The organism is Pseudomonas sp. P5_B2, from assembly GCF_056400445.1.
The window spans coordinates 1-1,931 of record NZ_JBFULH010000712.1; the positions used below are offsets into that span (position 1 = coordinate 1).

The window sequence follows — 1,931 nt, forward strand, 5'->3', positions numbered from 1 at the left end:
GCACTAGAGTATGCGCGCGCAAAACGGGCTTGAGCCGTTCCTACATCGTTGTCGCGTTTATTACGAAGACACCGATGCGGGCGGCATCGTGTATTACGTCAATTACCTCAAGTTTATGGAACGGGCTCGAACCGAGCGGCTCCGAGATCTGGGCTTTGCCCAATCGGCGCTGGCAGGTGAGGACCTGTTGTTTGTCGTGCATTCCAGCGAAGCGCGTTACCACGCGCCGGCGCGACTGGACGACGAGCTTCTGGTAAGCGCTGAAGTAATCGAATTGAACCGTGTCAGCCTGCGCTTCAAGCAGCAGGTCAGGCGGGCTACGGATAATGTGCTGCTCTGTGAAGGGCAGTTTTTGGTGGCCTGTGTGCGCACTGAAAGTTTAAAACCCCGGGCCATTCCCGAAGCTCTACGTGCGGCCTTCGCCGACGTGAGCGGCGCGGGTACACACTCAAAGCAGGAGATAAAGCGTGGAAGCTAACGTCGTCGACCATACCTCCATGTGGAGCCTGGTCAGCAATGCCAGTATCGTGGTGCAACTGGTAATGCTGATCCTGGTAGCCGCATCGGTCACCTCATGGATCATGATCTTTCAGCGCAGCAATCTGCTGCGCGCCGGTCGACGTGCCCTGGAGAGCTTTGAAGAGCGCTTCTGGTCGGGTATCGACCTGTCCAAACTCTACCGTCAGGCTGGCAGCAACCCTGATCCGGATTCGGGCGTCGAGCAGATCTTTCGTGCCGGTTTCAAGGAATTCTCCCGTCTGCGCCAGCAGCCAGGCGTTGATCCGGAAGCGGTCATGGAAGGTGTGGCCCGTGCGATGCGCGTTGCCATTTCCCGCGAAGAAGAAAAGCTTGAGCAGAGCTTGCCATTCCTCGCCACCGTCGGTTCCGTCAGCCCGTACATCGGTCTGTTCGGTACGGTCTGGGGCATCATGAACTCCTTCCGTGGTCTGGCCGCTGCCCAGCAAGCGACCCTGGCCACTGTGGCTCCAGGTATCGCCGAAGCACTGATCGCCACCGCGATCGGTCTGTTCGCCGCCATCCCGGCCGTAATCGCTTACAACCGTTTTGCTGCTCGCAGCGAAACCCTGCTGGGCCGTTACTACACCTTCGCCGATGAATTCCAGGCGATCCTGCACCGCAAAGTGCACACCAGCGAAGAATAAGCAGGTAATTTCCAATGGCTTTAATCGCTCGAGCTCGCAAAAAGCGCAAGCCGGTAGCCGAGATGAACGTAGTGCCTTACATCGACGTGATGCTGGTACTGCTGGTCATCTTCATGGTGACCGCGCCGATGCTCAATCAGGGCGTGAAAGTTGATCTGCCCAAGGTTTCCAGCGAAGCCTTGCCGCAGGACAACAACACTCAAGTCCTGACCATTTCGATCAAGGCTGACAAGACCTACTACTGGAACCTTGGCAGCGAAGTCGACACCGAAAAGCAGCAGGACAAGGCCATGACCTTGCCGCAGATGACTGACGCGGTGACCAAGATCATTCGTGCCGGCACTGAAGGCGGCAAGCGCACTCAGGTGTTCATCCGCGGCGACAAGACCGTCGACTACGGTTCGGTCATGGGCGCCATGGGCGGGTTGCAGAAGGCCGGAGTCGGTAATGTTGGCTTGATTACCGAGGCGCCCTGATGCAGCAACAACGAGAGCCAACAGCCTCGGAAAGCTACTTCTGGCCTAGTGTCTGGGCGATTGGCTTGCACGTGCTGGTGTTCGGCATGCTGTTCGTCAGTTTTGCCATGACACCTGAGTTGCCGCCGGCCAAGCCGATTGTCCAGGCGACGCTGTACCAGCTGAAATCGAAAAGTCGGGCGACCACCCAGACCAATCAGAAGATTGCGGGTGAGGCGCAGAAATCTGCTGCGCGTCAAACCGAAATCGAACAGTTGGAACAGAAGAAGGTCGAGCAGGAAGCGGTGAAGGC

The 1,931-nt window shown here is 57.7% G+C and carries 4 protein-coding genes; all 4 read left to right on the plus strand.

The genetic code is table 11. The features are described from left to right. Nucleotides 1-10 precede the first annotated feature (10 nt). Complete coding sequence (ybgC, locus tag AC1DRJ_RS25895) at nucleotides 11-478, plus strand: tol-pal system-associated acyl-CoA thioesterase (protein ID WP_477804664.1); 468 nt, start codon at nucleotides 11-13, stop codon at nucleotides 476-478. Continuing rightward, entirely contained in the window at nucleotides 468-1,163 is a 696-nt protein-coding gene (gene tolQ / locus AC1DRJ_RS25900) for a protein TolQ (protein WP_452627901.1), read from the plus strand. The genes ybgC and tolQ overlap by 11 nt, the downstream gene beginning before the upstream one ends. Before the next feature lie 23 nt (nucleotides 1,164-1,186). Beyond that, entirely contained in the window at nucleotides 1,187-1,639 is a 453-nt protein-coding gene (gene tolR / locus AC1DRJ_RS25905) for a protein TolR (protein WP_161807482.1), read from the plus strand. After that, the coding region (locus AC1DRJ_RS25910) for a cell envelope integrity TolA family protein (protein WP_477804665.1) at nucleotides 1,639-1,931 on the plus strand (293 nt) is incomplete at its 3' end. The genes tolR and AC1DRJ_RS25910, both read left to right, overlap by 1 nt.